Origin of the sequence: Micromonospora sp. NBC_01405, assembly GCF_045040155.1 — a bacterium.
Classification (GTDB): Bacteria; Actinomycetota; Actinomycetes; order Mycobacteriales; family Micromonosporaceae; genus Micromonospora.
Map to the genome: position 1 here is coordinate 6410086 of NZ_CP109532.1, position 24314 is coordinate 6434399.

26 protein-coding genes, 1 pseudogene and 1 riboswitch are annotated in these 24314 nt (G+C 71.6%); of the genes and pseudogenes, 19 read left to right on the forward strand and 8 right to left on the reverse strand.

The features are described 5' to 3' along the window. The first annotated feature begins 18 nt into the window (after positions 1 to 18). The 9 genes from OG559_RS27645 (at position 19) to OG559_RS27685 (ending at position 6246) form a co-directional block, all read left to right on the forward strand. Entirely contained in the window at positions 19 to 657 is a 639-nt protein-coding gene (locus OG559_RS27645; RefSeq protein WP_396674226.1) for a CDP-alcohol phosphatidyltransferase family protein, read from the forward strand. After that, entirely contained in the window at positions 654 to 1634 is a 981-nt protein-coding gene (locus OG559_RS27650) for a DUF881 domain-containing protein (protein WP_405109002.1), read from the forward strand. Before OG559_RS27645 ends, OG559_RS27650 begins: the two co-directional genes overlap by 4 nt. Next, positions 1631 to 1963, forward strand: a complete 333-nt coding sequence (locus OG559_RS27655; protein ID WP_007071104.1) for a small basic family protein — start codon at positions 1631 to 1633, stop codon at positions 1961 to 1963. Before OG559_RS27650 ends, OG559_RS27655 begins: the two co-directional genes overlap by 4 nt. A 10-nt stretch (positions 1964 to 1973) precedes the next feature. Then, positions 1974 to 2894: a DUF881 domain-containing protein gene (locus tag OG559_RS27660; RefSeq protein ID WP_405109005.1), complete on the forward strand. Its 921-nt coding sequence runs from the start codon at positions 1974 to 1976 to the stop codon at positions 2892 to 2894. 63 nt (positions 2895 to 2957) lie between these two features. Then, complete coding sequence (gcvH, locus tag OG559_RS27665; protein WP_405109007.1) at positions 2958 to 3338, forward strand: glycine cleavage system protein GcvH; 381 nt, start codon at positions 2958 to 2960, stop codon at positions 3336 to 3338. 213 nt (positions 3339 to 3551) lie between these two features. After that, entirely contained in the window at positions 3552 to 4004 is a 453-nt protein-coding gene (locus OG559_RS27670) for an FHA domain-containing protein (RefSeq protein ID WP_007071101.1), read from the forward strand. Between the two features lie 50 nt (positions 4005 to 4054). Beyond that, positions 4055 to 4759 carry a MerR family transcriptional regulator gene (locus tag OG559_RS27675; protein WP_396674231.1) on the forward strand — a complete coding sequence of 235 codons (705 nt, stop codon included), beginning with the start codon at positions 4055 to 4057 and terminating at the stop codon, positions 4757 to 4759. 228 nt (positions 4760 to 4987) lie between these two features. Further along, positions 4988 to 5452: a bifunctional nuclease family protein gene (locus OG559_RS27680; RefSeq protein WP_387024035.1), complete on the forward strand. Its 465-nt coding sequence runs from the start codon at positions 4988 to 4990 to the stop codon at positions 5450 to 5452. A 209-nt stretch (positions 5453 to 5661) separates the two neighbouring features. After that, the gene (locus OG559_RS27685; RefSeq protein WP_405109012.1) at positions 5662 to 6246 is read left to right on the forward strand and encodes a MerR family transcriptional regulator; all 585 of its coding nucleotides are present in this window, start codon (positions 5662 to 5664) and stop codon (positions 6244 to 6246) included. A 100-nt stretch (positions 6247 to 6346) separates the two neighbouring features. Here OG559_RS27685 and OG559_RS27690 read toward each other — a convergent pair whose 3' ends face one another. Then, positions 6347 to 7195: a carbon-nitrogen hydrolase family protein gene (locus tag OG559_RS27690; protein ID WP_405109015.1), complete on the reverse strand. Its 849-nt coding sequence runs from the start codon at positions 7193 to 7195 to the stop codon at positions 6347 to 6349. Between the two features lie 94 nt (positions 7196 to 7289). Continuing rightward, a complete protein-coding gene (locus OG559_RS27695) occupies positions 7290 to 7949 on the reverse strand; it encodes an NAD(P)H-binding protein (RefSeq protein ID WP_405109018.1) in 660 nt (219 codons plus the stop codon). 96 nt (positions 7950 to 8045) lie between these two features. Here OG559_RS27695 and OG559_RS27700 point away from each other — a divergent pair, with 96 nt between their 5' ends. Further along, a complete protein-coding gene (locus OG559_RS27700; protein WP_405109020.1) occupies positions 8046 to 8975 on the forward strand; it encodes an NAD-dependent protein deacetylase in 930 nt (309 codons plus the stop codon). 62 nt (positions 8976 to 9037) lie between these two features. After that, positions 9038 to 9138: riboswitch (glycine riboswitch) on the forward strand. Positions 9139 to 9218: 80 nt separating this feature from the next. Continuing rightward, a complete protein-coding gene (gcvP, locus tag OG559_RS27705) occupies positions 9219 to 12041 on the forward strand; it encodes an aminomethyl-transferring glycine dehydrogenase (protein ID WP_405109023.1) in 2823 nt (940 codons plus the stop codon). A 128-nt stretch (positions 12042 to 12169) separates the two neighbouring features. Here the strand turns inward: gcvP and OG559_RS27710 are convergent, their stop codons facing one another. Continuing rightward, a complete protein-coding gene (locus OG559_RS27710) occupies positions 12170 to 12370 on the reverse strand; it encodes a DUF5999 family protein (RefSeq protein ID WP_036371784.1) in 201 nt (66 codons plus the stop codon). Between the two features lie 162 nt (positions 12371 to 12532). Here OG559_RS27710 and OG559_RS27715 point away from each other — a divergent pair, with 162 nt between their 5' ends. Both OG559_RS27715 and def read left to right on the forward strand, forming a co-directional pair. Next, entirely contained in the window at positions 12533 to 13717 is a 1185-nt protein-coding gene (locus tag OG559_RS27715; RefSeq protein ID WP_405117021.1) for a chorismate-binding protein, read from the forward strand. Beyond that, entirely contained in the window at positions 13714 to 14223 is a 510-nt protein-coding gene (gene def, locus OG559_RS27720) for a peptide deformylase (RefSeq protein ID WP_405109026.1), read from the forward strand. Before OG559_RS27715 ends, def begins: the two co-directional genes overlap by 4 nt. A gap of 96 nt (positions 14224 to 14319) precedes the next feature. Here the strand turns inward: def and OG559_RS27725 are convergent, their stop codons facing one another. From OG559_RS27725 to OG559_RS27735, 3 genes are read right to left on the reverse strand one after another with little or no spacing between them, the layout of a single operon-like run. Next, positions 14320 to 15372, reverse strand: coding sequence for a YbhN family protein (locus OG559_RS27725; RefSeq protein WP_405109029.1), 1053 nt, complete (start codon positions 15370 to 15372; stop codon positions 14320 to 14322). Beyond that, positions 15354 to 16136, reverse strand: coding sequence for a GNAT family N-acetyltransferase (locus OG559_RS27730; RefSeq protein ID WP_405109032.1), 783 nt, complete (start codon positions 16134 to 16136; stop codon positions 15354 to 15356). The genes OG559_RS27725 and OG559_RS27730 overlap by 19 nt, the downstream gene beginning before the upstream one ends. A gap of 36 nt (positions 16137 to 16172) precedes the next feature. Then, a complete protein-coding gene (locus OG559_RS27735) occupies positions 16173 to 16529 on the reverse strand; it encodes a winged helix-turn-helix transcriptional regulator (protein WP_405109035.1) in 357 nt (118 codons plus the stop codon). 100 nt (positions 16530 to 16629) lie between these two features. On the opposite strand from OG559_RS27735, the gene OG559_RS27740 reads away from it, so the two are divergent. The 4 genes and pseudogenes from OG559_RS27740 to OG559_RS27755 form a co-directional block, all read left to right on the forward strand. Further along, positions 16630 to 17244 (forward strand): malonic semialdehyde reductase, encoded by a 615-nt coding sequence (locus OG559_RS27740; protein WP_405109038.1) that lies wholly within the window; start codon positions 16630 to 16632, stop codon positions 17242 to 17244. A 227-nt stretch (positions 17245 to 17471) separates the two neighbouring features. Beyond that, a complete protein-coding gene (locus OG559_RS27745) occupies positions 17472 to 18257 on the forward strand; it encodes an endonuclease/exonuclease/phosphatase family protein (RefSeq protein WP_405109041.1) in 786 nt (261 codons plus the stop codon). 506 nt (positions 18258 to 18763) lie between these two features. Further along, a complete protein-coding gene (locus OG559_RS27750) occupies positions 18764 to 19384 on the forward strand; it encodes a hypothetical protein (RefSeq protein WP_405109044.1) in 621 nt (206 codons plus the stop codon). A 13-nt stretch (positions 19385 to 19397) separates the two neighbouring features. Continuing rightward, positions 19398 to 19547, forward strand: a pseudogene (locus OG559_RS27755) (recombinase family protein); the annotation flags it as partial. Positions 19548 to 19790: 243 nt separating this feature from the next. Here OG559_RS27755 and OG559_RS27760 read toward each other — a convergent pair. Both OG559_RS27760 and OG559_RS27765 read right to left on the reverse strand, forming a co-directional pair. Then, entirely contained in the window at positions 19791 to 20693 is a 903-nt protein-coding gene (locus OG559_RS27760) for a bifunctional 5,10-methylenetetrahydrofolate dehydrogenase/5,10-methenyltetrahydrofolate cyclohydrolase (RefSeq protein ID WP_405109047.1), read from the reverse strand. A gap of 125 nt (positions 20694 to 20818) precedes the next feature. Then, on the reverse strand, positions 20819 to 21826 hold the full coding sequence (locus tag OG559_RS27765) for a tyrosine-type recombinase/integrase (protein ID WP_405109049.1): 1008 nt from the start codon (positions 21824 to 21826) through the stop codon (positions 20819 to 20821). Between the two features lie 738 nt (positions 21827 to 22564). Here OG559_RS27765 and OG559_RS27770 point away from each other — a divergent pair. Then, positions 22565 to 23968, forward strand: a complete 1404-nt coding sequence (locus OG559_RS27770; protein ID WP_405109052.1) for an OFA family MFS transporter — start codon at positions 22565 to 22567, stop codon at positions 23966 to 23968. Beyond that, the gene (locus tag OG559_RS27775) at positions 23965 to 24087 is read left to right on the forward strand and encodes a hypothetical protein (protein WP_256371549.1); all 123 of its coding nucleotides are present in this window, start codon (positions 23965 to 23967) and stop codon (positions 24085 to 24087) included. The genes OG559_RS27770 and OG559_RS27775 overlap by 4 nt, the downstream gene beginning before the upstream one ends. Positions 24088 to 24314 lie beyond the last annotated feature (227 nt).

Genomic DNA, 24314 nt, shown 5'->3' on the forward strand with positions numbered 1-24314 from the left:
GCTGCTGAGGGAGGTTCGGTGTCGCGTCGGCCGGCGGGGGCGTCACCCCCGGAGAACACCGCCGCGCCGAGCGGGGACCGGATCCTCACCCTGCCCAACCTGATCAGCTTCATCCGGCTGCTCGGCGTCCCGCTGTTCCTGTACCTGCTGCTGGTCCGGCGCGCCGACGTCGCCGCCCTGGTGGTGCTGGCGATCGGGGGCACGACGGACTGGGTGGACGGCTGGGTCGCCCGCCGGCTGCAGCAGGTCAGCCGCCTGGGCGAGCTGCTCGATCCGTTCGCCGACCGGCTTTACATCCTGGCCACCCTGCTGGCGTTCACGGCGCGCGAGGTGGTGCCGTGGCAGTTCACCGCCGCGCTGCTGGTGCGGGAGTTGCTGCTGCTGGGGTCGCTCGGCGTGCTACGCCGGTACGGCTACGGCCCGCCGCCGGTGCACTACGTCGGCAAGACCGCCACGTTCCTGCTGCTGGCCGCGTTCCCGGTTCTGCTGCTGGCGCACGCGACGTCGGCGGCCACGGCGACGGTCGCGGGCGCGGTCGGCTGGGGCCTGGCGTGGTGGGGCCTGGTGCTGTACTGGGTGGCCGGCGCGCTCTACGTGGTCCAGGCGGCGCGGCTGGTGCGGTCGGTGCGGGCCGGGTCGTCGGGAGTGCCGGCATGACGGAGGGGCCGGCGGGGCAGCGGTCGGACGCGGCCGGCGAGGGGCGGGGTTCGGCGTCCCGGGTGTACACGCCGGATTTCCTGACCGAGTTGTTCCGCAACCCGTTGGATCCGGGGTACGCGGACGCGGCGGCCCGCCGTCGGGAGTCGCCGTCGTCGTCGCCGTCGGGGTGGCGGGCGTGGTCGGTGCGGTCGGTGAGTCTGGTGGTGGCCGTGGCGTTGGGTTTCCTGTTCGCGGTGGCGTACCGGCAGACGATGGCCGAGGAGCCGGGGCGCAGCCAGGCGCGGGCCGGGTTGGTGGCGGAGATCAAGGAGCGCGAGGCGGAGACCGACGGGTTGGCGGCGCGGGCGGACCGGTTGCGTGAGGAGGTCGGTCGGCAGCGGGACGCGGCGTTGAGTGGTTCGCAGGCGTCGCGGCTGCGTCGGTTGGAGGCGGGCACGGGGCTGGGTCGGGTGCGTGGGGACGGTGTGGTGGTGCGGTTGGCGGATGCGCCGGCGCAGGACAAGGACGGGGTGACCGGGTCCGGGGGTGGTCCGCCGCGGGTGTTGTACACGGATCTGCAGAAGGTGGCCAACGATCTGTGGGCGGCGGGTGCGGAGGCGGTGGCGATCAACGGGCAGCGGTTGACGGCGACGTCGACGATCCGGTCGGCGGGTGAGGCCATCCTGGTGGATTTTCGGCCGGTGACGGGGCCGTACGAGGTGTCGGCGATCGGGCCGAGGTCGATGCGGGACCAGTTCGAGGACAGTCGGGCGGCGTATCTGATGCGGGACCTGGTGGAGTCGGTGGGGTTGTCGTTCCAGGTGCGTGAGGTGGAGGACATCACCCTGCCGGCGGCGCCGGAGCCGCGGCTACGCTACGCCGAGTCGTCGGTCAGTCCGAGTCCGTCCGTGGCGGGGTCGGGTGCCGATCGTTCGTCCCGGCCTGAGCCGTCCGGCTCGGGTGTGTCTCCCAGTCCTTCCGGAGGTGGCCGATGATCGCGGTGTTGGCGTTGCTCGCCGGTGTGGTGCTGGGGGTGTATCTGGATCCCACGGTTCCGGCGGCGTTGCAGCCGTATCTGCCGATCGCGGTGGTGGCCGCGTTGGACGCGGTGTTCGGCGGGGTGCGGGCGAAGCTTGACCGGATCTTCGATGACAAGCAGTTCGTGGTGTCGTTCATCTCGAATGTGCTGGTGGCGGGCCTGATCGTGTATCTGGGTGACCAGTTGGGGGTGGGTGGGCAGTTGTCCACCGGTGTGGTGGTCGTGTTGGGGGTGCGGATCTTCGGGAATGTGGCGGCGATCCGTCGGCACCTGTTCCGGGCGTAGGTTTGTGGCGATGAGCGAGGAACAGCGCGAGACGGGTACCGGTTGGCCGCGTCCGGAGGTCCCGGTGCGTCCGCAGGTCCCGGTGGGGGAGCCGGATCCGCGTCCGGAGGCGCCGGATCCGGACGAGATCAGTCCGTTGGTGCCGGAGAGTGAGCCGTCGGTGGAGGACGCGGGGTCTTCGGGTGCCGGGGCGCCGAAGGGTTCGTCGGGTGTTCCGGCCGTGTTCGGGGTGGGCCGGCGGTTGACCTCGGCGGGGGCGATGATCGCGTTGTTGTTGGGGTTGTTGGGGTTCACCCTGGTGGTGCAGTTGCGGACGACGTCGACGGATCCGACGTCGGCGGCGACGCGGCAGGAGGACCTGGTGCGGATCTTCTCGGATCTGGATTCGCGGGAGAAGCGGCTGCGGCAGGACATCGAGTCGTTGGAGGAGAGTCAGCGGCAGTTGCGGTCGGGTGAGCAGGGTCGGCAGGCGGCGCTGGAGGAGGCGACGCGGCGGGCGGACGAGTTGGGAATTCTGGCGGGGACGTTGCCGGCGCGGGGGCCGGGGTTGAGTGTGCGGTTCGAGGCGGGGTCGAAGCCGATTTCGGCGTACCGGATCCTGGACGCGGTGCAGGAGTTGCGGGGTGCGGGGGCGGAGGCGATGCAGGTTTCCGGTGGGGACGGGGCGTCGGTGCGGGTCATCGCGTCGACGTATTTCCTGGATGGCGGGGATGGTGCTCTGGTGGTGGACGGGCGTCCGTTGACGGGTCCGTTCACGATCACGGTGATCGGTGATTCGACGACGATGGCGACGGCGTTGAAGATTCCGGGCGGGGTGGCCGCATCGGTTGCCGGTGACGGCGGTAACGTGATCGTCGAGGATCGTGAGGTTGCCGAGGTTTCGGCGCTGCACGCGCCTGTGAAGTTGGAACACGCCCGTCCGGTCTCCTGACCGGCGCGGCGCGCCGGTTCGCCGGCGCAGCGATGGTCGGCTCGACGGTGAAGGACGCGTCTGGTGATTCCTGAGGATCTGCGGTATACCGCTGAGCACGAGTGGGTGGCGGGTGACGGGTCGGGCTCTGTCCGGATCGGCATCACGCACTTCGCGCAGGACTCGTTGGGTGACATCGTGTTCGTCCAGTTGCCGGAGGAGGGCGCTGAGGTGGCTGCGGGTGACTCCCTGGGTGAGATCGAGTCGACCAAGAGCGTGTCCGAGATCTACGCTCCGGTGAGTGGGGTCGTGGCGGCCCGGAACGAGGCGTTGACGGACACTCCGGAGCTGATCAACTCTGATCCTTACGGTGCGGGTTGGCTGGTGGGGATCACGCCGAGTGATCCGGTGGCGGTGGATGGCCTGCTGACCGCCGGGGCGTATCGCGAGCTCACCGAGAGCTGAGTGTCCGTGGGCGTGCGGGTGTTGTGTCCGCGCGTCCGGTTGCCCTGCATTTCGGCGCTGGCTAGGCTCGCCCAGTTGACCGAGAACCCAATGAGTTGAGCGTTGCGGAATTGCCTTTCCGGGCACGGGGAGCCAGCCGCCGGGTGGACTGCCCGGCGGCCAGACCCGCCATTACCCGTACGCCGACCTGAAACAGATCCGTGAGGTGGTCCCATGACGCGCCCAGACGACGAGTTCCCCCCGCTCGACGTCACTTCGACGCTCAATCTCGGTTCGCTCGACGAAGTGCTGGAGGGGCCGGACACCGATGTGGTGCCGAGCCGGATGTCCGGTTCGTTGCCGCCGGGTATGGCGCTGCTGGTGGTTCGTCGGGGTCCGAACGCGGGTGCCCGGTTCTTGTTGGACCATGATGTGACGACGAGTGGTCGGCATCCGGACAGTGACATCTTCCTGGACGATGTGACGGTGTCGCGGAGGCATGCCGAGTTCCACCGGGACGGTGGCACGTTCACGGTGCGGGACGTGGGAAGCCTGAACGGCACGTACGTGAATCGGGAGCGGGTCGAGGCGGCCACGTTGAGCAATGGTGACGAGGTGCAGATCGGCAAGTTCCGGGTGGTGTTCATCGCCGGTCCGCGCCCGGAGGAGGAGGCCGGCCGGGGGTGAACGAGCCTGCGGCTTCGACGCCTCCCGGGGTGGCCCGTGCCCAACCGCTGATGAGTATCGGCGAGGTGCTGGGTCAGCTTCGGGCGGAATTTCCTGACGTCACGATCTCGAAGTTGCGGTTCCTGGAGTCCGAGGGGCTGGTGGAGCCGCAGCGGACGGCTTCGGGGTATCGGAAGTACAGCTGGGACGATGTGGCGCGGTTGCGGTTCGTGTTGACCGCGCAGCGGGACCAGTATCTGCCGTTGCGGGTGATCCGTGAGCAGTTGGCGCAGTGGGATGCGTCGGCGGATGGGGCGGCGCCGTCTCGACCGACGTTGGTGGCGGTGGGCCCGGACGGTGAGGTGCCGGGTCGTTTCGCTGTGGAGCAGCCGGTGGATTCGGCGCAGGTGCGGTTGGGTCGGGTTGATCTGGTCGCGCGGAGCGGGATCGACGAGTCGACGTTGGGTGAGTTGGAGCGGCTCGGGATCCTGGTGTCGGATCCGCCGGGTTGGTACGACGGGGATGCGTTGATCATCGCGCGGGCGGTGGCTGGTCTGGCGGCGTACGGGTTGGAGCCTCGGCATCTGCGGGGTTACCGGACGGCGGCGGATCGGGAGGTGGGGTTGTTCGCGCAGTTGGTGGCCCCGTTGGCGCGGCAGAGTGATTCGGCGGCGCGGGCGCGGGCGGCGGAGACGGCACGGGAGTTGGTGGCGTTGTCGCAGCAGTTGCACGCGGCGTTGGTGCGGGTGGGGTTGCGGTCGACGTTGGGCCGGTGAGTTGTGGTGCGTGCTGCGCGGTCCGGGCTGTGGTCCGGGCCGCGTGGTGTTTGTGGGGGCCGGTGGGAAAGATCTGGGTCGGGGCGCGTGTCGTAGGCTTGCCGGGGTAAACCCTTTCTGGTGCGGGGCGTGGTGCACGTAAGCGCATGGGATGTGCGTGTCGCGGTCCGTGTACCGTGCAGGGAAGGTCGCGGTGCGGGCGTAGGTGACAACGACACGGAGGCGGCGGTGCGCGAGCTGAGCGTGGTCGGAGTTCGGGTGGAGTTGCCGAGCAACCAGCCGATCGTCCTGCTGCGGGAGGTCGAGGGGGATCGCTATCTGCCGATCTGGATCGGTGCGGTGGAGGCGACGGCGATCGCTTACGAGCAGCAGGGGGTCAAGCCGGCTCGGCCGTTGACGCATGATCTTTTGCGGGACGTGTTGGCGGCGTTGCAGGCGCCGTTGCGGGCGGTGGAGATCACCGAGTTGAAGGAGAACGTCTTCTACGCCGATCTGTTGATCGGTGACGGGGTGCGGGTGTCGGCGCGGCCGAGTGACTCGATCGCCCTGGCGTTGCGGGTCGGTGCGCCGATTCGTTGTTCGGAGCAGGTCCTCAGTGAGGCGGGGATCGTGATTCCGGACGAGCAGGAGGACGAGGTGGAGAAGTTCCGGGAGTTCCTGGATCAGGTGAGCCCGGAGGATTTCGCGGGCTGATCCCCGGCGTGGGTGGGGTTCCCCGCGTGTTTCTTCCCGTTCCGGCGTGGTCACTGTGGGTGGTCTGCCGTGGATCTTTGCTGTGGCCGTGCGGCGTGTCGTGGCCGTTCCTGCGCGGTGACTCCTCAAGGGCGCTATAGGGTTGCCGTGTCGAGGGGTGCACGTCCCGGAAGCGACGTGTCACCGCACTGGCGGGGGAGGTTGTCCGGATGCACGAGCCGCGAGATCCCGAGCCTGGTACGCAGCAGCGCGGGGCGGGTGTGGTGCCGGCGGGGCCGGCGTCTGAGGGTGACGGCGCGGTGGGCTACCGGGGTGTGACGGCGTGCCACGCGGCGGGTATCACGTACCGGCAGTTGGACTACTGGGCGCGGACGTCGCTGGTGGTGCCGAGTGTGCGGGACGCGTCGGGGTCGGGGACGTCCCGGCTGTACTCGTTCCGCGACCTGGTGGTGTTGAAGGTCGTGAAGCGGTTGCTGGACGCCGGGGTGTCGTTGCAGAACATCCGGAAGGCGATCGAGGCGTTGCGGTCGCGGGGGGTGGCCGATCTGGCGGGCATCACGTTGATCTCGGACGGGACGACGGTGTACGAGTGCCGGTCGCCGGAGGAGGTGGTCGACCTGTTGCAGGGTGGCCAGGGCGTGTTCGGCATCGCGATCGGCGGGGCGTTCAAGGAGATCGAGGGTTCGTTGTCGAGTCTGCCGGCGGAGCCGGCGGGTGGGGTCGTTGAGGAGCCTGCGGCGGAGCCGGCGGGTGACGAGTTGGCGGCGCGTCGGGCGCGTCGGCGGGCGGGCTGAGGCGCAGGCTTGGGATGTCCTGGTCCGGCCGCAGGGGGAGCGTCGTATGTGGACATTCCCGGTTTGCGTCGTCGAGCGGCGAGGTCGCCTACGTTCGGAATCAGGTGCTGGTGCGATCGGTGCTGCGGGGATCGCTGACCCGGCGGGCTGCGTAGATGTCACCGGCACGTGCGGTGTCTCGCCACGGCCGGGCCTTGTTCAGCGCGACGTCGAGCGCGGAGTCGGTGCGGTCCAGGTCGACGCAGATCACGTCGGGCCCGTCTGAGCGGGCGTGTCGCAACACATGGCCGTGCGGGCCGGCCACCGCCGACGGCGTGGCCGGCGCCCACTGGGCGGGCACGGCGATGCTGACCCAGAACCCGTGCACGGCGGCATGGGCGCGGGCGATGACCTCGAAGACCGGGTCTCCGGAGAAGGTGGAGAAGAGCACGCAGTCCACGTCCAGGGCCCGTTGCTCCATCCACAGCTCGGGAAAGTTCACCTCGATGCAGACCAGACACCCGAATCGGAACCCGTCCACCTCGAAGGTGCAGGCGTGGTCCCCGGGTGTGTAGAAGCCGGTGATCTCGGTGTGCGACAGGAACCGCTTGTCGTACCGGTCGGCCAGCTCACCACGATCGTTGATCACCCATAGCGAGTTGTGCGGCCGATGATCGCCGGACAACTGGTGGTTGCCTCCCGCCACGACCCAGACGCCGAGCTCTGCGGCAAAGGCCATCGTGCGATGCAGCTCTTCGGTGACCGCCGCCCAATCGATGTGCCAGCCGGTGTAGTACGGCTTCGCAGCGCCGGCGTATCCGGACAGCGCCCCCTCGCCGAAGTGAACCAGCCGGGCCCCCTGATCGGCGGCCTGGCGCATGGCGGCACGGACCGCCGTACCGTTCACGCCCGGATCCGTGGTGACCTCGGTCTGCGCTACGGCGATCCGAATCTCTCCAGGTGTGCTCACCGCGGCACCGTAACGGACGGGCGAATGGCGGGGAGTGGGCGAGCCGTAGCTGTTGACCGAGCCGCGCCAAGCGAACCCCGCGACGAAACGCCGGTCAGGGGCTGGCGACGGCGGCGACCGCGTCGGCGATCGGGGTGTTGCCGGCGACCAGTTCCAGGACCGTGCCGGCGCTGCCCGGGTGGTACAGCAGGGCTACGAGGACCCGGGCGACGTCGGCGCGGGTGACTGCCCCCGGGTCGGTGTGCCGGGTCAGGGTGATTCGGCCGGTGGGCGGGTCGTCGGTGAGCCGGCCGGGGCGCAGCACCGTCCAGTCCAGGTCGCGGGCGGTGAGGTTGTCCTCGGCTGCCTTTTTGGCCCGCAGGTAGGCGGCGAACACGTCGTCGGTGTCGGCGGGTGGGGTGTCGTCGACGCCCATGGAGGAGACCAGCAGGTAGCGGCGTACCCCGGTCTGTTCGGCGGCGTCGGCGAGCAGACCGGCGGCGGCCCGGTCGACGGTGTCCTTGCGGGCGGCGCCGCTGCCGGGGCCTGCTCCGGCGGCGAAGACCACCGCGTCGGCGCCGTCGAGGTGGGTGGCGACCTGGGCGGCGTCGGCGTGTTCCAGGTCGCAGGCGACGGGGTGGGCGCCGGTGGCGCGTAGCGCCGCGGCGTGGTCGGGGTTGCGGATCAGTCCGACGGCGGTGTCGCCGCGGCCGGCGAGTTCCCGGTGCAGCAGCTGGGCGATCTTGCCGTGTCCTCCGGCGATGACGACGCGCATACCTGCCACGGTAGCCGCCGGGGCGTCCGGGCACCGGCGCTGCGGCGAGGATGGTCATAGGGCCGGTGGTCGCCGGCGGGGCGACGTTGAGGCAGCATGGACTCCGTGACCGAGACGTTCGACGCGCTGGCGGGGCTGCTCGCCGAGGGCGGTGTCGTGGTGTTGAGCGGGGCGGGCCTGTCCACCGAGTCGGGCATCCCGGACTATCGGGGGCCCAGTGGCGTGGCGCGGCGGCACACTCCGATGACGTACCAGGCGTTCACCGGGGATCCGGTGGCGCGGCGGCGGTACTGGGCGCGCAGCCACCTGGGGTGGCGCACGATCGCCCGGGCCGTCCCGAACGGCGGGCATCGGGCGGTGGCCCGCCTGCAACGCTTCGGGCTGGTCGATGCGGTGATCACCCAGAACGTCGACGGTCTGCACACCGCGGCCGGGTCGGAGCCGGTGGTGCAGCTGCACGGCAGCCTCGACGAGGTGGTGTGCCTGGACTGCGGCAACCACACCTCGCGCGAGGAACTGGACCGGCGGCTGCGGCAGGCCAACCCGGGGTTCGACGCGGTGGTCGCGGCGGTCAACCCCGACGGTGACGTGGATCTCGCCGACCGGGAGGTGGCCGGGTTCCGGACGGTGGACTGCGGGTTCTGCCGCACCGGCATGCTGAAACCGGACGTGGTGTTTTTCGGGGAGACGGTTCCCGCCGCCCGGGTGGCCCGCTGCTTCGACCTGGTCGAGGGTGCCCGGTCGCTGCTGGTGCTCGGGTCGTCGTTGACGGTGTTGTCGGGGCGCCGGTTCGTGATTCGGGCGGCGAAACGGGGCATTGCGGTGGCGATCGTCAACCAGGGTGTGACCCGGGGTGACGGGTACGCGGCCGTGCGGGTCGACGGGCCGCTCGGCGTGCTGCTGCCGGCGTTGGCCGACCGGTTCGCCGGTGTGTCCCCGGTGCCGGACGTGGCGGCGGGCGTGTCCGGTGGGTGGGCGGCGCCGGTGGTGGGCCGACCGGCCGGGGCCGGGCCGACCGGCCGGTGATCCACTGGTCGGGGGGACGACATCCGCCGGGGGCGGCGGCGCTGGTAGCGTGGGTGTCGCCGGTACCCCACGTGGGAGAGACCGTTCGGTGATCGTTGCCGGCGGCGCCGAAGGGGCAGCTTCCTCCCCGGAACCTCTCAGGCAAAAGGACCTCGTGGGCAGGCACTGTGGAGCGCCCTTCCCGGGGTGCGACTCAGGGGGAGGCCGACCTGTCGACCTCACCCCTTTTCCGGGAGCGCCGCCATGACCGTAGAGCAGTTCGCCGCCCGTCACATCGGTCCCGATCCGGCCGACGAGCGCCGCATGCTGGAGGCCGTCGGCTACGACTCGGTCGACGAGCTGATGGACGCCGCGATTCCCGAGGTGATCCGCTGGCACGGCACCCTGGACCTGCCGGAGCCGGCCAGCGAGCACGACGCCCTGGCCGAGTTGCGGGCCCTGGCCGCCCGTAACACCGTCGCCGTGTCGATGATCGGGTTGGGTTACCACGGCACGCACACCCCGGCGGTGATCCGCCGCAACGTGCTGGAGAGCCCGGCGTGGTACACGGCGTACACCCCGTACCAGCCGGAGATCAGCCAGGGCCGGCTGGAGGCGCTGTTGAACTTCCAGACGATGGTCACCGACCTGACGGGGTTGGCCACCGCGAACGCGTCGATGCTCGACGAGGGCACCGCGGCGGCGGAGGCGATGACCCTGGCCCGCCGGGCGTCGAAGAGCCGCAGCAGCGTGTACGTCGTCGACGCGGACGCGTTGCCGCAGACCCTCGCGGTGATCACCAGCCGGGCGGAGCCGTTGGGCATCGAGGTGCGGGTGGTCGACGTCGACGCCGAGGACCTGCCGGCGGAGTTCTTCGGCCTGCACCTGCAGTACCCGGGGGCGTCCGGGGCGGTGCGGGACCACGCCGCGCTGGTGGCGGCGGCGCACGCGGCGGGGGCGCTGGTGTGTGTGGCGGCGGACCTGCTGGCGTTGACGTTGCTGCGCCCGCCGGGGGAGATCGGCGTGGACGTGGCCGCCGGCACCACCCAACGGTTCGGGGTGCCGATGGGCTTCGGTGGCCCGCACGCCGGGTACCTGGCGGTGCGTTCGGGGTTGGAGCGGATGTTGCCCGGCCGGCTGGTCGGGGTGTCCCGCGACGCCGACGGCAACCCGGCGTACCGGCTGGCGTTGCAGACCCGTGAGCAGCACATCCGGCGGGAGAAGGCGACCAGCAACATCTGCACCGCGCAGGTGCTGCTGGCGGTGATGGCCGGCATGTACGCCGTCTACCACGGCCCGGACGGGCTGCGGGGCATCGCGGCGCGTACCCACGGCATGGCGGCGCGGCTCGCGGCCGGGTTGCGCGCCGGTCAGGTGGCGGTGGCGGACGTCGCGTTCTTCGACACGGTCACCGCGCGCGTGCCGGGTCGGGCCGCGCAGGTGGTGGCCGCGGCGGCCGGGCGGGGGGTGAACCTGCGCCTGGTCGACGCCGACCGGGTGGGGATCTCCTGCGACGAGACGACCACGGCGGCACACCTGTCCGCGGTGTGGGCGGCGTTCGGGGTGGCCGGGGACGCCGGGGACGTGGACGCGGCCCTGCCGGCGGCGTTGGCGCGTACCTCGGACTTCCTCACCCATCCGGTGTTCCGCAGCCACCACTCGGAGACGGCGATGCTGCGGTACCTGCGGCGGCTGTCGGACTTCGACTACGCCCTGGACCGGGGGATGATCCCGCTGGGGTCGTGCACGATGAAGCTGAACGCGACCACGGAGATGGAGCCGGTGAGCTGGGCGGAGTTCGCCCACGTGCACCCGTTCGCGCCGGCCGGGCAGACGGCCGGGTACCGGGAGATGATCGCCCAGTTGGAGGGGTGGCTGGCGGAGGTGACCGGCTACGACGCGGTCAGCGTGCAGCCCAACGCCGGGTCGCAGGGGGAGTTGGCGGGGCTGCTGGCGATCCGCGCGTACCACCGGGACCGGGGTGAGGGGCACCGGGACGTGTGCCTGATCCCGTCGTCGGCGCACGGCACGAACGCGGCGTCCGCGGTGATGGCGGGGATGCGGGTGGTGGTGGTGGGTTGCGACGGCGACGGCAACGTCGACCTGGCCGACCTCGACGCGAAGATCAACAAGCATCGGGACGCGCTCGCGGCGATCATGGTGACGTACCCGTCGACGCACGGGGTGTACGAGACGGGTATCGCGCAGTTGTGCGCGAGGGTCCACGACGCGGGCGGTCAGGTGTACGTCGACGGGGCGAACCTCAACGCCCTGGTCGGGTTCGCCAAGCCGGGCCGGTTCGGGGCGGACGTGTCGCACCTGAACCTGCACAAGACGTTCTGCATCCCGCACGGCGGGGGCGGGCCGGGGGTGGGTCCGGTGGCGGTGCGGGCGCACCTGGCGGCGTTCCTGCCCGGTGACCCGGTGGGGGAGCCGGGTGCGGGCCGGCCGGCGATCTCGGCGGCGCGGTACGGGTCGGCGGGGATCCTGCCGATCCCGTGGGCGTACCTGCGGATGATGGGCGCGGCGGGCCTGACCCGGGCTACGGGGGTGGCGGTGCTGGCGGCGAACTACATGGCGGTGCGGCTGCGGGAACACTTCCCCGTGTTGTACGCGGGCAACAAGGGCCTGGTGGCGCACGAGTGCATCCTGGACCTGCGGCCGGTGACGAAGGCGACCGGGGTCACGGTCGACGACGTGGCGAAGCGGCTGATCGACTACGGGTTCCACGCGCCGACGATGTCGTTCCCGGTGGCGGGGACGTTGATGGTGGAGCCGACGGAGAGTGAGGACCTGGCCGAGCTGGACCGGTTCTGCGCGGCGATGATCGCGATCCGGGCGGAGATCGACAAGGTGGGCTCGGGTGAGTGGCCCGCGGGCGACAATCCGCTGGCGAACGCGCCGCACACGGCGGCTATGGTGGCCGGCGACGAGTGGCCGCACCCGTACCCGCGGTCGGTGGGGGCGTATCCGACGGGGGTGGACCGGGCCGGGAAGTACTGGCCGCCGGTGCGGCGGGTCGACGGCGCGTACGGCGACCGGAATCTGGTGTGCTCGTGTCCGCCGCCGGAGGCGTTCGAGCAGTGACATCGGGGCGCGCCGGGGCGGTGGTTCGCGCCGCCCCGGCGGGTGCGTCGACCCGGACAGGCTGGTCGGGGGACCGGGGGGAGGCCTGTGGTCGACGAGAGTGTGTCAGGTTGACGCTGGGTGAATGGTCAGGCGACCAGGGCGTGGCGGGCGGGGCCGCGGTGGGGGGCGATGGTGCTGCCGTCGGGGAGGAGTTCCCCGGTGTCCTCGAAGACGATGACACCGTTGCAGAGCAGGCTCCAGCCCTGCTCAGGGAAGCAGGCGAGGACTCGGGCGGCTTCCCGGTCGGTCGCTTCAGCGGAGGGGCAGGTGGGTTGGTGCTGGCACATCGGGTTCTCCGGACTGTGGGGGCACTGTGTCATGGTTCACATGACCAGTGACGCACAGTACCAAGTGAACGCGAGCTGTATCGAGCAGGTTCACGTCATGTCGAGGGGAAATCCACTGAACGGACGAGGCGGATTGGGCCGGACGGCGTGGAAGCGTTTCCACTGACGCGGGTGGACGTGCCCGCCGCCCCCGCAGCCTGCCGCAGCACCCTCACCGAACGTGACCGCCTGCACTGGCGTCAGCGCGACGGCGGCGACCCGGCCCGCCTCGTCGAGGAGTTCCTCACCGCCCACGGGCTCGGCGTCGACGACCTGACCCGCCCCGCCTCCCACGACCCGGGCGGGGTGTGCGGGGCCGCCGTGTACGTCTCGGCCGCCGCCGGGGCCGCGATGGCCGCCGCGCCGCCCGGCGCGCCCAGCCCCGCCCCCGCCCTGCCCGACCTGGCCGTGGTCGTCTACGCGCACACCCCCACCCGCACCGCCGCACCGGCCCCGCACGCCGGCCCCTGGCGGGTCGGCGACTGGACCCCGAGCTGGAGCACCCGCCAGCACGCCGACGCCGTGACCGCCGTGCGCGCCGCGATCGGCCGCGGCGACGTCTACCAGGTCAACCTCGTCGGTCACGCCGCCGCCCCGTACACCGGCGACCCCCGCCCCGCCCTGGCCCGGCTGGCCCGGCTGCCCGGCGCCCGCTACGGCGGCACCCTGCACGGCCCCGGCTGGGCGATCGGCTGCGCCTCCCCGGAGACCCTGATCGCCGTCGAGGGCGGCCGGCTGGTCACCCGCCCGATCAAGGGCACCCGCCCGGCCACCGCCGCCGGCCGCGTCGAACTGCTCGCCTCGGCCAAGGAACGCGCCGAACACATCATGATCGTCGACCTGGAACGCAACGACCTGGCCCGCGTCGCGGCCACCGGCACCGTCACCGTCGACGAACTGTTCGCCGTACGCCGCTGGTGCGACCTGTGGCAGGCCGAGTCGACGGTGTCCGCGGCCCCCGCCGACGGCCTGGGCCTGGCCGACCTGCTGCGCGCGGTCTGCCCCGGCGGGTCGGTCACCGGCGCACCCAAACTGGCCGCCCTCGACGTCGTCGCCGCCCGCGAACCCGTGGGCCGGGGCGCGAGCATGGGCGCGCTGGGCTGGGTGGGCGCCGGCCGGGTCGACCTGGGCCTGACCATCCGCACCGCCGCCGCCGACGGGCGCCTGCTGCACGGCTGGGCCGGCGGCGGCATCACCTGGGACAGCGACCCCGACGCCGAGGTCGCCGAGGCCGCCGCCAAGGCCCGGCCCGTCCGCGCCGCCCTCGCCTCCGCGCCCGCTTCGCGGGCAGATAACCTGCTGCCATGACGATGCGGCCCATCCGGATCATCGGCGACCCGGTGCTGCGCACCGCCTGCGAGCCGGTGACCAGCTTCGACGCCGACCTGCGCGCCCTGGTCGGCGACCTGATGGACACCCTGCTCGGCGCACCCGGGCGCGCCGGCGTCGCCGCCCCGCAGATCGGCGTGCCCGCCCAGGTGTTCGTCTACGACGCCGCCGGCCACCGCGGCCACCTGATCAACCCGACGGTGGAGTTGTCCGACGAACTCCAGGACGACGACGAGGGCTGCCTGTCCATCCCCGGGCTGTACTTCCCGACCCCCCGCGCCCTGCACGCCACCGCCCACGGATTCGACCAGCACGGCGAGCCGCTGACCATTTCCGGCAGCGGATTCCTCGCCCGCGCCCTGCAACACGAGACCGACCACCTCGCCGGACGCCTCTACGTCGACACCCTGCGCGGGGACACCCGCCGGCGGGCGCTGCGGGAGATCCGCGCCGGCCGCTTCGACTCACCCACCCGCCGCCACTGACCCGACCGCGTCCACCCACCTCCCGGGCGGCGGAACGCGCTCACACCCCACCCGGCCGACGCCGACACCACCGCCGTGACCCGGCCGCCCCGACCCTCAGACCCGGCCGCCGCGCAGCATCAGCCCGGCGACCCCGCCGACCGGGATGAGCAGCCAGCAGGACAACACCCGGTAGACCAGCACCGCGGCGGCGGCGCTGACCGCGGTCGCGCCCGAGGCGGTCAGCCCGGCGACCAGAGCGGTGTCGATGACACCCACCCCACCAGGGGTCAACGGCACCTGCCGCACGACCTGCACACCGAGGTAGATGCCCGCCAGCGCGGTCACCCCCACCGGCAGACGCAACGCCTGGGCCGCAGCGGCCAGGCACAGCAGATCGGCCGCCCACTTCACCGCCGCGTAGCCCACCGCCCCCACCCAGTCCCGCACCCGCAGCGACGCCCCCGCCCACCACGCCTCACGCGCCGAGAGCAACAACGCCCGCACCCGCCGACGCACCGCACCCCCCGACACATCGACGCCCGAAGCAGACCCCACCGGACGCCGACGCGGCTGCCGACGCCCGACCAGCACCACCAGCGCGACCAGCCCGCCGAGCACCGCCACGACAGCCAGCGCACGCCAGTCCCACCCACCCGGGGCACGGGTGAGCACCACCGCACCCCCACCCACGTAGAGCAGAGCCAACCCACCGATGGACGCCAACCCCGACACCACCGCCGAGGCCGCCGCGACCTCACGGGACGCCCCGGCGCGCTCGTACTCCCGGATGGCGTACCCGGTGGACACCGCCGCCCCGGCCGGCAGCGAAATCGACAACGCCGTGCCGGCCAGGCTGATCGCCACCACCCGGCCGCGCCGCAGGCGCACCCCCAGGGCGTCGAGCAGCCGCCGCTGCTGCAACGCGAACGCCGCCAGCGAGACGACCTGCAGCAGCACCGCCAGCACCACCCACCCGTAACCGGCGCCGGTCAGCGCGGCGAGGAACTCCCGCGGGTCCGGCAGCCGCCCCCGCAGACCCACCACAGCCGCGCCGAGCACCCCCACGGCGACGGCGAGCAGCCGCACCCACCGACGCCGCCACAGCCCCACGGCGGGACCCGCCGGCGGCTCGGCGCGCGGCGGGGCCGTCACCGCGGTCCCGCGCACGCGGTGAGGGTGTACTCGTTGTACCCGGCCACCGGGGTGAACCCGAGCCGGTCGTACAGCCGCAGCGCCGCCACATTGTCGGCCTTCACGTTCAACGTGACGTGGTCGACGTCGGCGGCCAGCCGCCGGCACAGCGCGGACACCGCCGCAGCCGCCAGGCCCCGCCCCCGGTACCCGGCACGGGTGGTGACGTTACCCAGCGCCGCCACCCGCCACGCCGAGGAGTACACGTGCACCCCGGCCACCGCCACCAGCCGCCCGTCGCGGCGCACCCCCACATACCGGCCCGTGTCGAGCATCCTCGGGTCGAACCAGTTACCCGGGTACGCCGCCGCGTACAGCCCCGTCAGCTCCGGCAGGTCAGCGACGCCCAACGGCTGCCCCTCGCCGGGGACCGCAGCCAGCCGCGCCCGGTCGGTCAACGCCATCTTCCGGTACGCGCCACCATCGGCGACGTGGAACCCGCCCTCCAGCACCGACACCACACCGGGGGACAGGTGCGCGTACAGACGCGCCGGCAACACCGGCGCCAGGTCGGTCAGCAGCGCCGCCAACTCCTCCCGGCCGGCGGCGTCGGCGAACGCCAGCAACGTCGGCGGCGCCACCGCGTGGTACAGCAGCGCGACCTGCTCCCCGCGACGGAACCACGACGTGTACGGCCAGAAGAAATCGTCCAGGTCACCCAACTGGTACGCGTGCAGCGCCGGGTCGCGACCCAGCAACCGCCCCAGCAACACCCGGTCATGTTCGGCGCGCAACGGCATCCGACGATGATCACATGCCCCGGCGCGGTAACCCGCTCACGCCCGGCCGCACTCCTCGGCGGACAGATTCTCGTGCGCCCACCGGGCCAGAGCGTCCAACGCCGGCAACACCGCCGCACCCCGCTCGGTCAGCTCGTAGCTCACCCCCAGCGGCGGACCCTGCCGCACGGTGCGACACACCAGCCCCACCCGGGCCAACTCGCCGAGCCGGTCGGACAGCACCGACTCGCTGATCCCCGGCAACGCCCGGGTCAGCTCGGCGAACCCCGCCGGCCCATGCGCCAGAGTGCCCAGCAGCACCCCGTTCCACCGCTTGCCGAGGAACGCGAACGCCCGCGTCAACCCCCCGTCGCAAGACCGGGGGACCTCACCGGTGGGGGAGCGGGGCGTCATGCCCCCACGATACGTGGCCTTACCCACGACAAAGCAACTTCGAAAAAACTAGCTGCTAGCCTCTGCGTAGTTAACGTCCCCGCCCCGAAGGAAACCCCACATGACCGACACCGTCACACCCAACCTGATCACCCTCGACGCCGCAGCCCAAGCACAACTGTTCACCGACGCCCGCACCGCCAACACCTTCACCGACGAACCCGTCACCGACGCCCAACTCCGCGCCATCTTCGACCTCGCCAAGTACCCACCCACCGCCGCCAACACCCAGCCCCTACGAGTGCTCTACACCCGCCCCGGCGAAACCCGCGACCGACTGCTCACCCACATGTCCGAAGGCAACCGCGCCAAGACCGCCACCGCCCCCGTCGTAGCCGTCCTCGCCGCCGACACCGACTTCCACGAATTCATCCCCCGCATCTTCCCGATCCGCCCCGAGATGCGCGACGGACTCGCCGCCGACGCCGCCGCCCGCGAAGGCATGGCCCGCTTCAACGCCACCCTCCAAATCGGCTACTGGCTGCTGGCCGTCCGCGCCGCCGGCCTCGCCGCAGGCCCCATGACCGGCTTCGACGCCGCCGCCGTCGACCGCGACCTGTTCGCCGACAGCACCTGGCGCTCCCTGGTCGTGGCCAACCTCGGCAAGCCCGGCCCCGACGCCTGGTTCCCCCGCCTGCCCCGCCTCGACTACGACGACATCGTCCGCCACGCCTGACCCACCCCGGCCGGCCGGCCCGCGACCCGCACCGGCCGGCACCTCACCGCCCCCCACCCACCGGCCGACACCCCCGACCCGGCCCCACACCAGACCGAACGGCGTCACCGCCCACGCCGACGCCGCAACCACACCCCCACGAAACCCACCCCCACGAACACCACCATCGAACACACCAACACCTTCAGCATCCGCCAACCCTCCCACCACCCACGTAGGGTGCAAAGGTGCGCCTGGCCACCTTCAACCTGCTCCACGGCCGATCCCTCACCGACGGACTCGTCGACCCCGACCAGCTCACCGCCGCCGTCACCACACTCGACGCCGACATCCTCGCCCTACAGGAAGTCGACCGCGACCAGACCCGCAGCGGCAACCTCGACCTCACCGCCATCGCCGCCCGCGCCCTCAACGCCCCCCAACACCGCTTCGCCGCCGCCCTCGTCGGCACCCCCGGCGAACACTTCCGCCCCCTGCGCCACGACGACGACGGACACGGCGAACCCTGCTACGGCATCGGCCTGATCACCCGCCACCCCGTCCGCACCTGGCAGGTCACCCGCCTCAAACCCGCCCCCGTCCGCTCACCCGTCTACATACCCGGCCCCGGCCTCACCCTCCTCGAAGACGAACCCCGCGTCGTCCTCGCCGCCGTCCTCGACACCCCCCACGGCGACATCACCGTCGCCGCCACCCACCTGTCCTTCGTCCCCGGCTGGAACGCCCACCAACTCCGCCAGACCATCCGCGCCCTACGCGCCCTCCCCGCCCCCCGCATCCTCCTCGGCGACCTCAACCTCCCCGCCGGCCCCGCCCGACTCATCTCCGGCTGGACCCCCCTCGGCCGCCGCCCCACCTACCCCGCCACCCGACCCCGCGTCCAACTCGACCACATCCTCGCCGACCCCCACCAACGCCACCGCCTCCCACCCGTCACCGCCGTCACCACCCCCGCCACCACCATCTCCGACCACCGCCCCCTCGTCGTCGACCTCAGCTATCGGATGTGGTAGCGGGAGCCTTCGCTCTGGCGGGGCGGTTCCCATGGAGGGACGGATCTGTTTCTCGGCTGCCGCCGAACGATCCGCGCGGTTGCGTCGTCTAGGGAGTGAAGAGGATCGAGCGGCGAGGAGGCGGTGGGTGCTCAATCCTGAGGAACTGGACCGGGTGCGCGGTGTGCTGTACCTGTCCGGGTTGCGGGGCGACGACATCGACGACGCGGCGCAGGAGGTCCAGCTTCGCGTCCTCGAACGGGCGCCGGCCGGCTTGCGTAACCGGGCGGCATGGGCGTGCGCTGTCGCCGCGAACCTGGCCCGGGACTGGCTGCGGCGCCGCGGCCGGTGGCAGGCTGCCGAGGACATCCTCCGGCGAAAGCCCGTCCCGCTCACCAGCGATCCGGACCTCGCGCTGGCCAACGCCGTCGCCGTCGGGCCCGGCAGTGGCGCGCGACGCCGGTGGACGGAAGCCGGGGAGCGCAAGCGTCGACACACTTTGGCGCTGGTGGCGGGAACCCCGACGGGTGCTCGTCACGGCCGGTTCGGGGATTGCCCTCGCCACTGTGGTGGCCGGGTTCGTGGTTCTGGGGCCGCACACCGCACCGCGAAGCTCGGAGAGGGATGTTGTCGCCTATCCGCCATCCGTCGCCCCGACGACGGAAGACGATGTTCGGCAACCAACCGGAGACTTCGCCCGCCCGACCGCAGTATCCAGCGGGTCCGGATCCGCCGCGCAGAAGCCGGGACCGCCGCTGACACTTCCGCAACGGGTGGCGCAGGCGGACCGCATCGTCGTCGGAACGGTCACCCGGGTGGACCGTGGTGTCCGCCAGGTCCAGGGCGGTGTGCCGTACATCCTCGCCAGCGTTCGCGTCGAAAAGACGCTCAAGGGGCCGGCGGGGGATGTCGTCGCCCTGGAATACGACTACACCGGCAAGCAGGATCCGGACAGCGTGCACACACCCTGGTCGGTCGGTGACCATGTGCTGCTGTTCCTGGTGTCTGACCAGGGCACGATCTTCGCTGACGTCCGCCCCACCCACCTGCAGGTGGTGGGCGACGAGCGGGGCCGGTACCACCTCGACGGCGATCAACTCGTGCGTGCCGGCTTCACTCTCGACGACGTTCGGCGACTCGCCGGGTAGATCACCACAACCTGTGAGCCGTGCTGGTGGGCTACTCCGCGATGTCGAGTTCACCTCGCTGCACAAGAACCTCGACACCACCACCCCCGGCGGCCGGCTCGTGTTCCACGTCTTCGCCGCCCTGGCAGAGTTCATCCGCGAGCTGATCGTCTCCGGCACCCGGGAGGGCCCGGCCCCCACAGGTGCCGCCGGCTCCGCCCCGGACGAACGGCTCGAACAACCATCGTTCCTCGCCCGACGTGACCAGCGGGCCAGTGTTGGCAACCCGCAGGAATCACCAAAGCCACCCCGCTGCACGGGCAGCGCCGCTGACCACAGGCGCCGGGCCGGCCAGGTTCCCCCCGACCGGCCCGACAATCAACCCACACGGCAAACACATCGTCATCGCCGTGCACCCACAACACCCTCACCCCAACCCAGCCGCCCGCGCCGCCGCCACCACCGCATTACGGAACAACATCGCCACCGTCGTCGGCCCCACCCCACCAACCCGCGGCGTAATCGCCCCCGCCACCCGCGCACACGACTCGTCCACATCCGGCAACAACCGCCGGCCCTCATACCGCACCCCGCCACCAACCACCACCGCGCCCGGCCGCACATGCTCCGGCCGCACGATCCCCGGCACCCCCGCCGCCGCCACCAGGATCTCCGCCCGCCGCGTGTACCGCGGCCAGTCCGCCACCCCCGTGTGCACCACCGTCACCGCCGCATTCGCCGTCGGCCGCTTCTGCGCCAACAACATCGCCAACGGCCGCCCCAACGTCGCACCCCGACCCAGCACCACCACCTCACGACCCGCCACCGGCACCCCATGGAACGCCAACAACGCCTCGATCCCCGCCGGCGTACACGGCAACGGCCCCGGCAACCCCAGCGCCAACCGCCCCATGTTCACCGGATGCATCCCGTCGACGTCCTTGTCCGGATCCAACACCTGCAACGCCCGGTCGTAGTCCAGGTGCCCCGGAATCGGATGCTGCACCAACACCCCGTGCACACCCGCGTCGGAGTTGAACTCCTCGACCACCCGGTGCAGATCCGCCTGCGACGCCGACGCCGACAGATGCACATGCGGCGACGCGAACCCCAACTCCGCCGCCTGCCGCTGCTTGATCCGGATGTACCCGGCACTCGCGTCGTCGTCGCCCACCAGCACCGTCGCCAACGACGGCGTCACCCCCACCGCCCGCAACGCCGCGACCTCCGCCGCCACCTCACCCAGCACCTGCTGCGCCACCGGCCCACCCGGCAACAACCGCGCCGCGCCCGAAGAAACCCCACCCGAGGAAACCGCAGAAGAAGACATGGCACCACCTCGCCCGCAGGAGCCCAGGCGGACGACCCCCACGGCGAGCTCCCCGATGGTCGATCCCATCCCCGATGCCGCCAGTCGCGTACCCCTGCACCCTGCCACACCCCGCACCCCGCCGGTCACCCCGCGCCCTCCTGTAACCGCACCAACCCCACCAACGCCCGGTTGGTGCGGTTGGACCGCACCGCAGCCCGCTGCTGACCCGCCGTCACCTCGATGTACGTCTGCGACGACGCCAACGACGCGTGCCCCAGCAACCGCATGATCTCCGCCGCGCTCGCCCCGTCCTCCGCCAACCGCGTCGCGAACGTGTGCCGCAACGCGTGCAACTGCGCCCCCCGCGGCACCCGGTCGACCACCCCGGCCCGCCGGTAACAGGACTCCACCAGGTACTGCAGGCCGCCCCGGCGCAGCGGCTCACCCCGCCGGTCCAGCAGCAACGGCGAATCGGGCCGCACCGACCGCGACCCGAACCGCCTAGCCCGGCTGTCCAGGTACGCCACCACCACCCGGTCCAGCTCCGGCTCGATCGGCACCACCCTCGGCCGGCCGCCCTTGCCGATCACGTCGACCCGCCGCTCACCGGGCCGCCCCGCCAGCGACGCGACCCGCAGCGCCAGCAACTCCGACAGGCGCAGCCCCGCGCACAGCGCCAACGCCAACACCGCCACGTCCCGCTCCGGCCACGGATCGCGCTGCCGGCCGTCCTCCCGGGACACCGCAGCGAGCAACTGCTCCGGGGTGTCCTCACCGCGCAGCGGCTTGGGCTGGGGGAGCGGGGCACGGGGTCGGTCCACCGCCGGCATCGGGTTGCCCGCCACCACCCCCTCGGCGACCAGGAACGAGAAGAAGCTGTTCCACGTCGACCAGGCGCGGTGTACCGAGGCCACGGCGCGGGGGGCGGCGAACCGGGCGAACGCCGCCCGCATGACCCTGGGGGAGAGGCCGGTGACCGGAAGCGCGTCCGACGGCAGGGGAGGGACAAGAGCCTCGCCGGCCAGGGCCGCCACCGCGCACAGATCCCGCCGGTACGCCTCCAACGTGTGGGGGGAAGGCTTGCGCGTGGCCCGAGCGGTCAGGAACTCCTCGATCAACGACCGTACCGATTCGTCCTGTTTGTCATGCATAAGGGATATTATGCATGATTTTCGGGTTACCGGCGACCCCCAGGGGAGTGGAGGCCCTGGCGCCTCAACCCCGGCCGGCATCGCCCGACTCCCGCTCCCGCCTTCGGCGGTGATCAAGCTCTTGATCACCGCCGAAGGCGGTCCGGCGGGTGGAGGGCGGGTGCGGGGCCGTGGATCAAAGGGCCTGCGCGGTCAAGCGGACCGGCCCTCGGTGTGGTCGGAGGCGATGGCTGGTGCTGGGGGTCGGGCGTGGGATTGCGTGGGGGGCAGGAGTCCCGTCGGGCATGGCGTTGGGCAACGGGGCCCCGGAGTGCCGGCCTTTGCCGGGCGCTGCTCCTGCGGAAGGGGTGCCCGAACGGCTTACTTGACATAATGTGCATTATCGAATCGCCAGGAGGGAGTGCCGTGAGCTGCAAGGACTTCCCACACCCGAAAGGCAACCCGGCCACCCGCACCTGCGCGCATCGCCAAGTGATCTCCGCGTCGCCGACGTGTCCGTCACCGTCGGCTGTCGACTCACCCCGCTGCGCCGCGCACGCGGAAGGTGGGGCCGTATGTCCACTGCCCCGCCTCACCCCGGTGATCATGAAGTTATTGCCACGACACGCCCGAGATCCATGGCAATAACTTCATGATCACCGGGGTGAGGCGGGCGGGGTGAGGCGGGGCGGACGCCCGGCGCGGGGGGAGCGAGCCTCAGGCGGAGAGTCTTTCGTCAACTTTCGGGAAGAAGGCAGCATGCTTTCCGCACTCGACCGTCGGCACACCGTCGCGCCGCCCGGGTACAGCCGTTGGCTGATTCCGCCGGCCGCGTTGGCGATCCATCTGTGCATCGGGCAGGTCTACGCAACCAGCGTGTACAAGAATTCGCTGATCGCCCACTTCGACGCGAGCCAGACGGCGATTGGGGTGATCTTCAGCATCGCGATCGTGATGCTGGGGTTGTCGGCGGCGGTGGCCGGTACGTGGGTGGAGCGCAACGGTCCGCGTAAGGCGATGTTCGTCTCGGCGTGCTTCTGGGCGGCGGGGTTCCTGGTCGGTGCGGTGGGGATCGCGACGGATCAGTTGTGGCTGCTGTACGTGGGGTACGGGCTGCTGGGCGGGATCGGGTTGGGGATCGGCTACATCTCCCCCGTGTCGACGTTGATCAAGTGGTTTCCGGACCGTCCGGGTCTGGCTACCGGGTTGGCGATCATGGGGTTCGGGGGTGGCGCGATGGTGGCCTCTCCCCTGTCCCGGCAGCTGTTGTCGCTCTACGACTCGGGCTATGACCCGGACGCCGTCGCGGGCGCGACGGCGTCGGGGACGGCGATGGTGTGGCTGTTCGTGACGCTGGGCGTCGGCTACTTCGTGATCATGATGTTCGGGGTGGCGAACGTGCGGGTTCCAGCGGCGGACTGGCGGCCGGCGGGGTTCGAACCGGCGCGGACGACGGCGAGGCCGATGGTGACCACGGCGAGCGTGTCGGCGGCGAACGCGGTGCGGACGCGGCAGTTCTGGTTGCTGTGGGTGGTGTTGTTCTGCAACGTGACGGCCGGGATCGGCATCCTGGAGCAGGCGAGTCCGATGATCCAGGACTTCTTCCGTGAGGAGGGCGCGTCGGCGGTGTCGGTGGCGGCGGCGGGCGGTTTCGTGGGGCTGCTGTCGCTGTTCAACATGGGTGGCCGGTTCGTGTGGTCGTCGGCGTCGGACATGATCGGCCGTAAGCCGGTGTACGTGCTGTACCTGGGTGTGGGGATGGTGTTGTACCTGCTGCTGGCGTTGTTCGGGCAGGTGGCGACGGCGCTGTTCGTGTTGTTGGCGTGCGTGATCGTGTCGTTCTACGGGGGCGGGTTCGCCACGATGCCGGCGTACCTGCGGGACCTGTTCGGCACGTACCAGGTGGGAGCGATCCACGGCCGGGTGTTGACGGCGTGGTCGGCGGCGGGGGTCGCCGGTCCGTTGATCATCAACGGGTTTCTCGACGCGAAGGGTGCGCCGGGGACGCTGACGGCGGCGGGGTACCGGCCGGCGCTGTTGACGATGGTGGGGGTGCTGGCGGTGGGGTTCGTGGCGAACCTGCTGGTGCGGCCGGTGCCGGAACGGTTCCACGAGCCGACGCCCGTCGGTTCGGGCGGGGTGCAGGGAGGGATAGCGCGATGAGCAACGGTTCGTCCGGGCAGACCGGCCGGTTGTGGATCTCCTGGTTGCTGGTGGGCGCGCTGCTGGGGTACGGGGTGGTGCAGACGGTGCTGACGGCGGCGAATCTGTTCACGGGCTGAGGGGGAACCGACAGGGGTACGTACGTAGTGATCGGGGCTGCCTCGGGCAACGGACGGCTGGTCCGCCTCGACGGGCCCGGCGGGGATGATTCGCTACGTGCGGCAGCGTTGGTTGCCGCCGGTCGCGCTGCCGCCGGGGCGTCGGCCGGCGCGGGCGTCGGGATGAGCCGCCGGGGTCATCTGCCGAGTCGTCCGACGTGGCGCTGCCGGGCGTGCGGGATCGCCTG

Excerpts from the sequence above, each read along its gene's own strand:
- OG559_RS27650 (WP_405109002.1), top strand. The coding sequence starts at position 654 with ATGACGGAGGGGCCGGCGGGGCAGCGGTCGGACGCGGCCGGCGAGGGG.
- OG559_RS27655 (WP_007071104.1), top strand. The coding sequence starts at position 1,631 with ATGATCGCGGTGTTGGCGTTGCTCGCCGGTGTGGTGCTGGGGGTGTAT.
- OG559_RS27660 (WP_405109005.1), top strand. The coding sequence starts at position 1,974 with ATGAGCGAGGAACAGCGCGAGACGGGTACCGGTTGGCCGCGTCCGGAG.
- OG559_RS27670 (WP_007071101.1), top strand. The coding sequence starts at position 3,552 with ATGACGCGCCCAGACGACGAGTTCCCCCCGCTCGACGTCACTTCGACG.
- OG559_RS27675 (WP_396674231.1), top strand. The coding sequence starts at position 4,055 with ATGAGTATCGGCGAGGTGCTGGGTCAGCTTCGGGCGGAATTTCCTGAC.
- OG559_RS27685 (WP_405109012.1), top strand. The coding sequence starts at position 5,662 with ATGCACGAGCCGCGAGATCCCGAGCCTGGTACGCAGCAGCGCGGGGCG.
- OG559_RS27695 (WP_405109018.1), bottom strand. The coding sequence starts at position 7,949 with ATGCGCGTCGTCATCGCCGGAGGACACGGCAAGATCGCCCAGCTGCTG.
- OG559_RS27700 (WP_405109020.1), top strand. The coding sequence starts at position 8,046 with ATGGACTCCGTGACCGAGACGTTCGACGCGCTGGCGGGGCTGCTCGCC.
- gcvP (WP_405109023.1), top strand. The coding sequence starts at position 9,219 with ATGACCGTAGAGCAGTTCGCCGCCCGTCACATCGGTCCCGATCCGGCC.
- OG559_RS27710 (WP_036371784.1), bottom strand. The coding sequence starts at position 12,370 with ATGTGCCAGCACCAACCCACCTGCCCCTCCGCTGAAGCGACCGACCGG.
- def (WP_405109026.1), top strand. The coding sequence starts at position 13,714 with ATGACGATGCGGCCCATCCGGATCATCGGCGACCCGGTGCTGCGCACC.
- OG559_RS27730 (WP_405109032.1), bottom strand. The coding sequence starts at position 16,136 with ATGCCGTTGCGCGCCGAACATGACCGGGTGTTGCTGGGGCGGTTGCTG.
- OG559_RS27735 (WP_405109035.1), bottom strand. The coding sequence starts at position 16,529 with ATGACGCCCCGCTCCCCCACCGGTGAGGTCCCCCGGTCTTGCGACGGG.
- OG559_RS27740 (WP_405109038.1), top strand. The coding sequence starts at position 16,630 with ATGACCGACACCGTCACACCCAACCTGATCACCCTCGACGCCGCAGCC.
- OG559_RS27760 (WP_405109047.1), bottom strand. The coding sequence starts at position 20,693 with ATGTCTTCTTCTGCGGTTTCCTCGGGTGGGGTTTCTTCGGGCGCGGCG.
- OG559_RS27765 (WP_405109049.1), bottom strand. The coding sequence starts at position 21,826 with ATGCATGACAAACAGGACGAATCGGTACGGTCGTTGATCGAGGAGTTC.
- OG559_RS27770 (WP_405109052.1), top strand. The coding sequence starts at position 22,565 with ATGCTTTCCGCACTCGACCGTCGGCACACCGTCGCGCCGCCCGGGTAC.
- OG559_RS27775 (WP_256371549.1), top strand. The coding sequence starts at position 23,965 with ATGAGCAACGGTTCGTCCGGGCAGACCGGCCGGTTGTGGATCTCCTGG.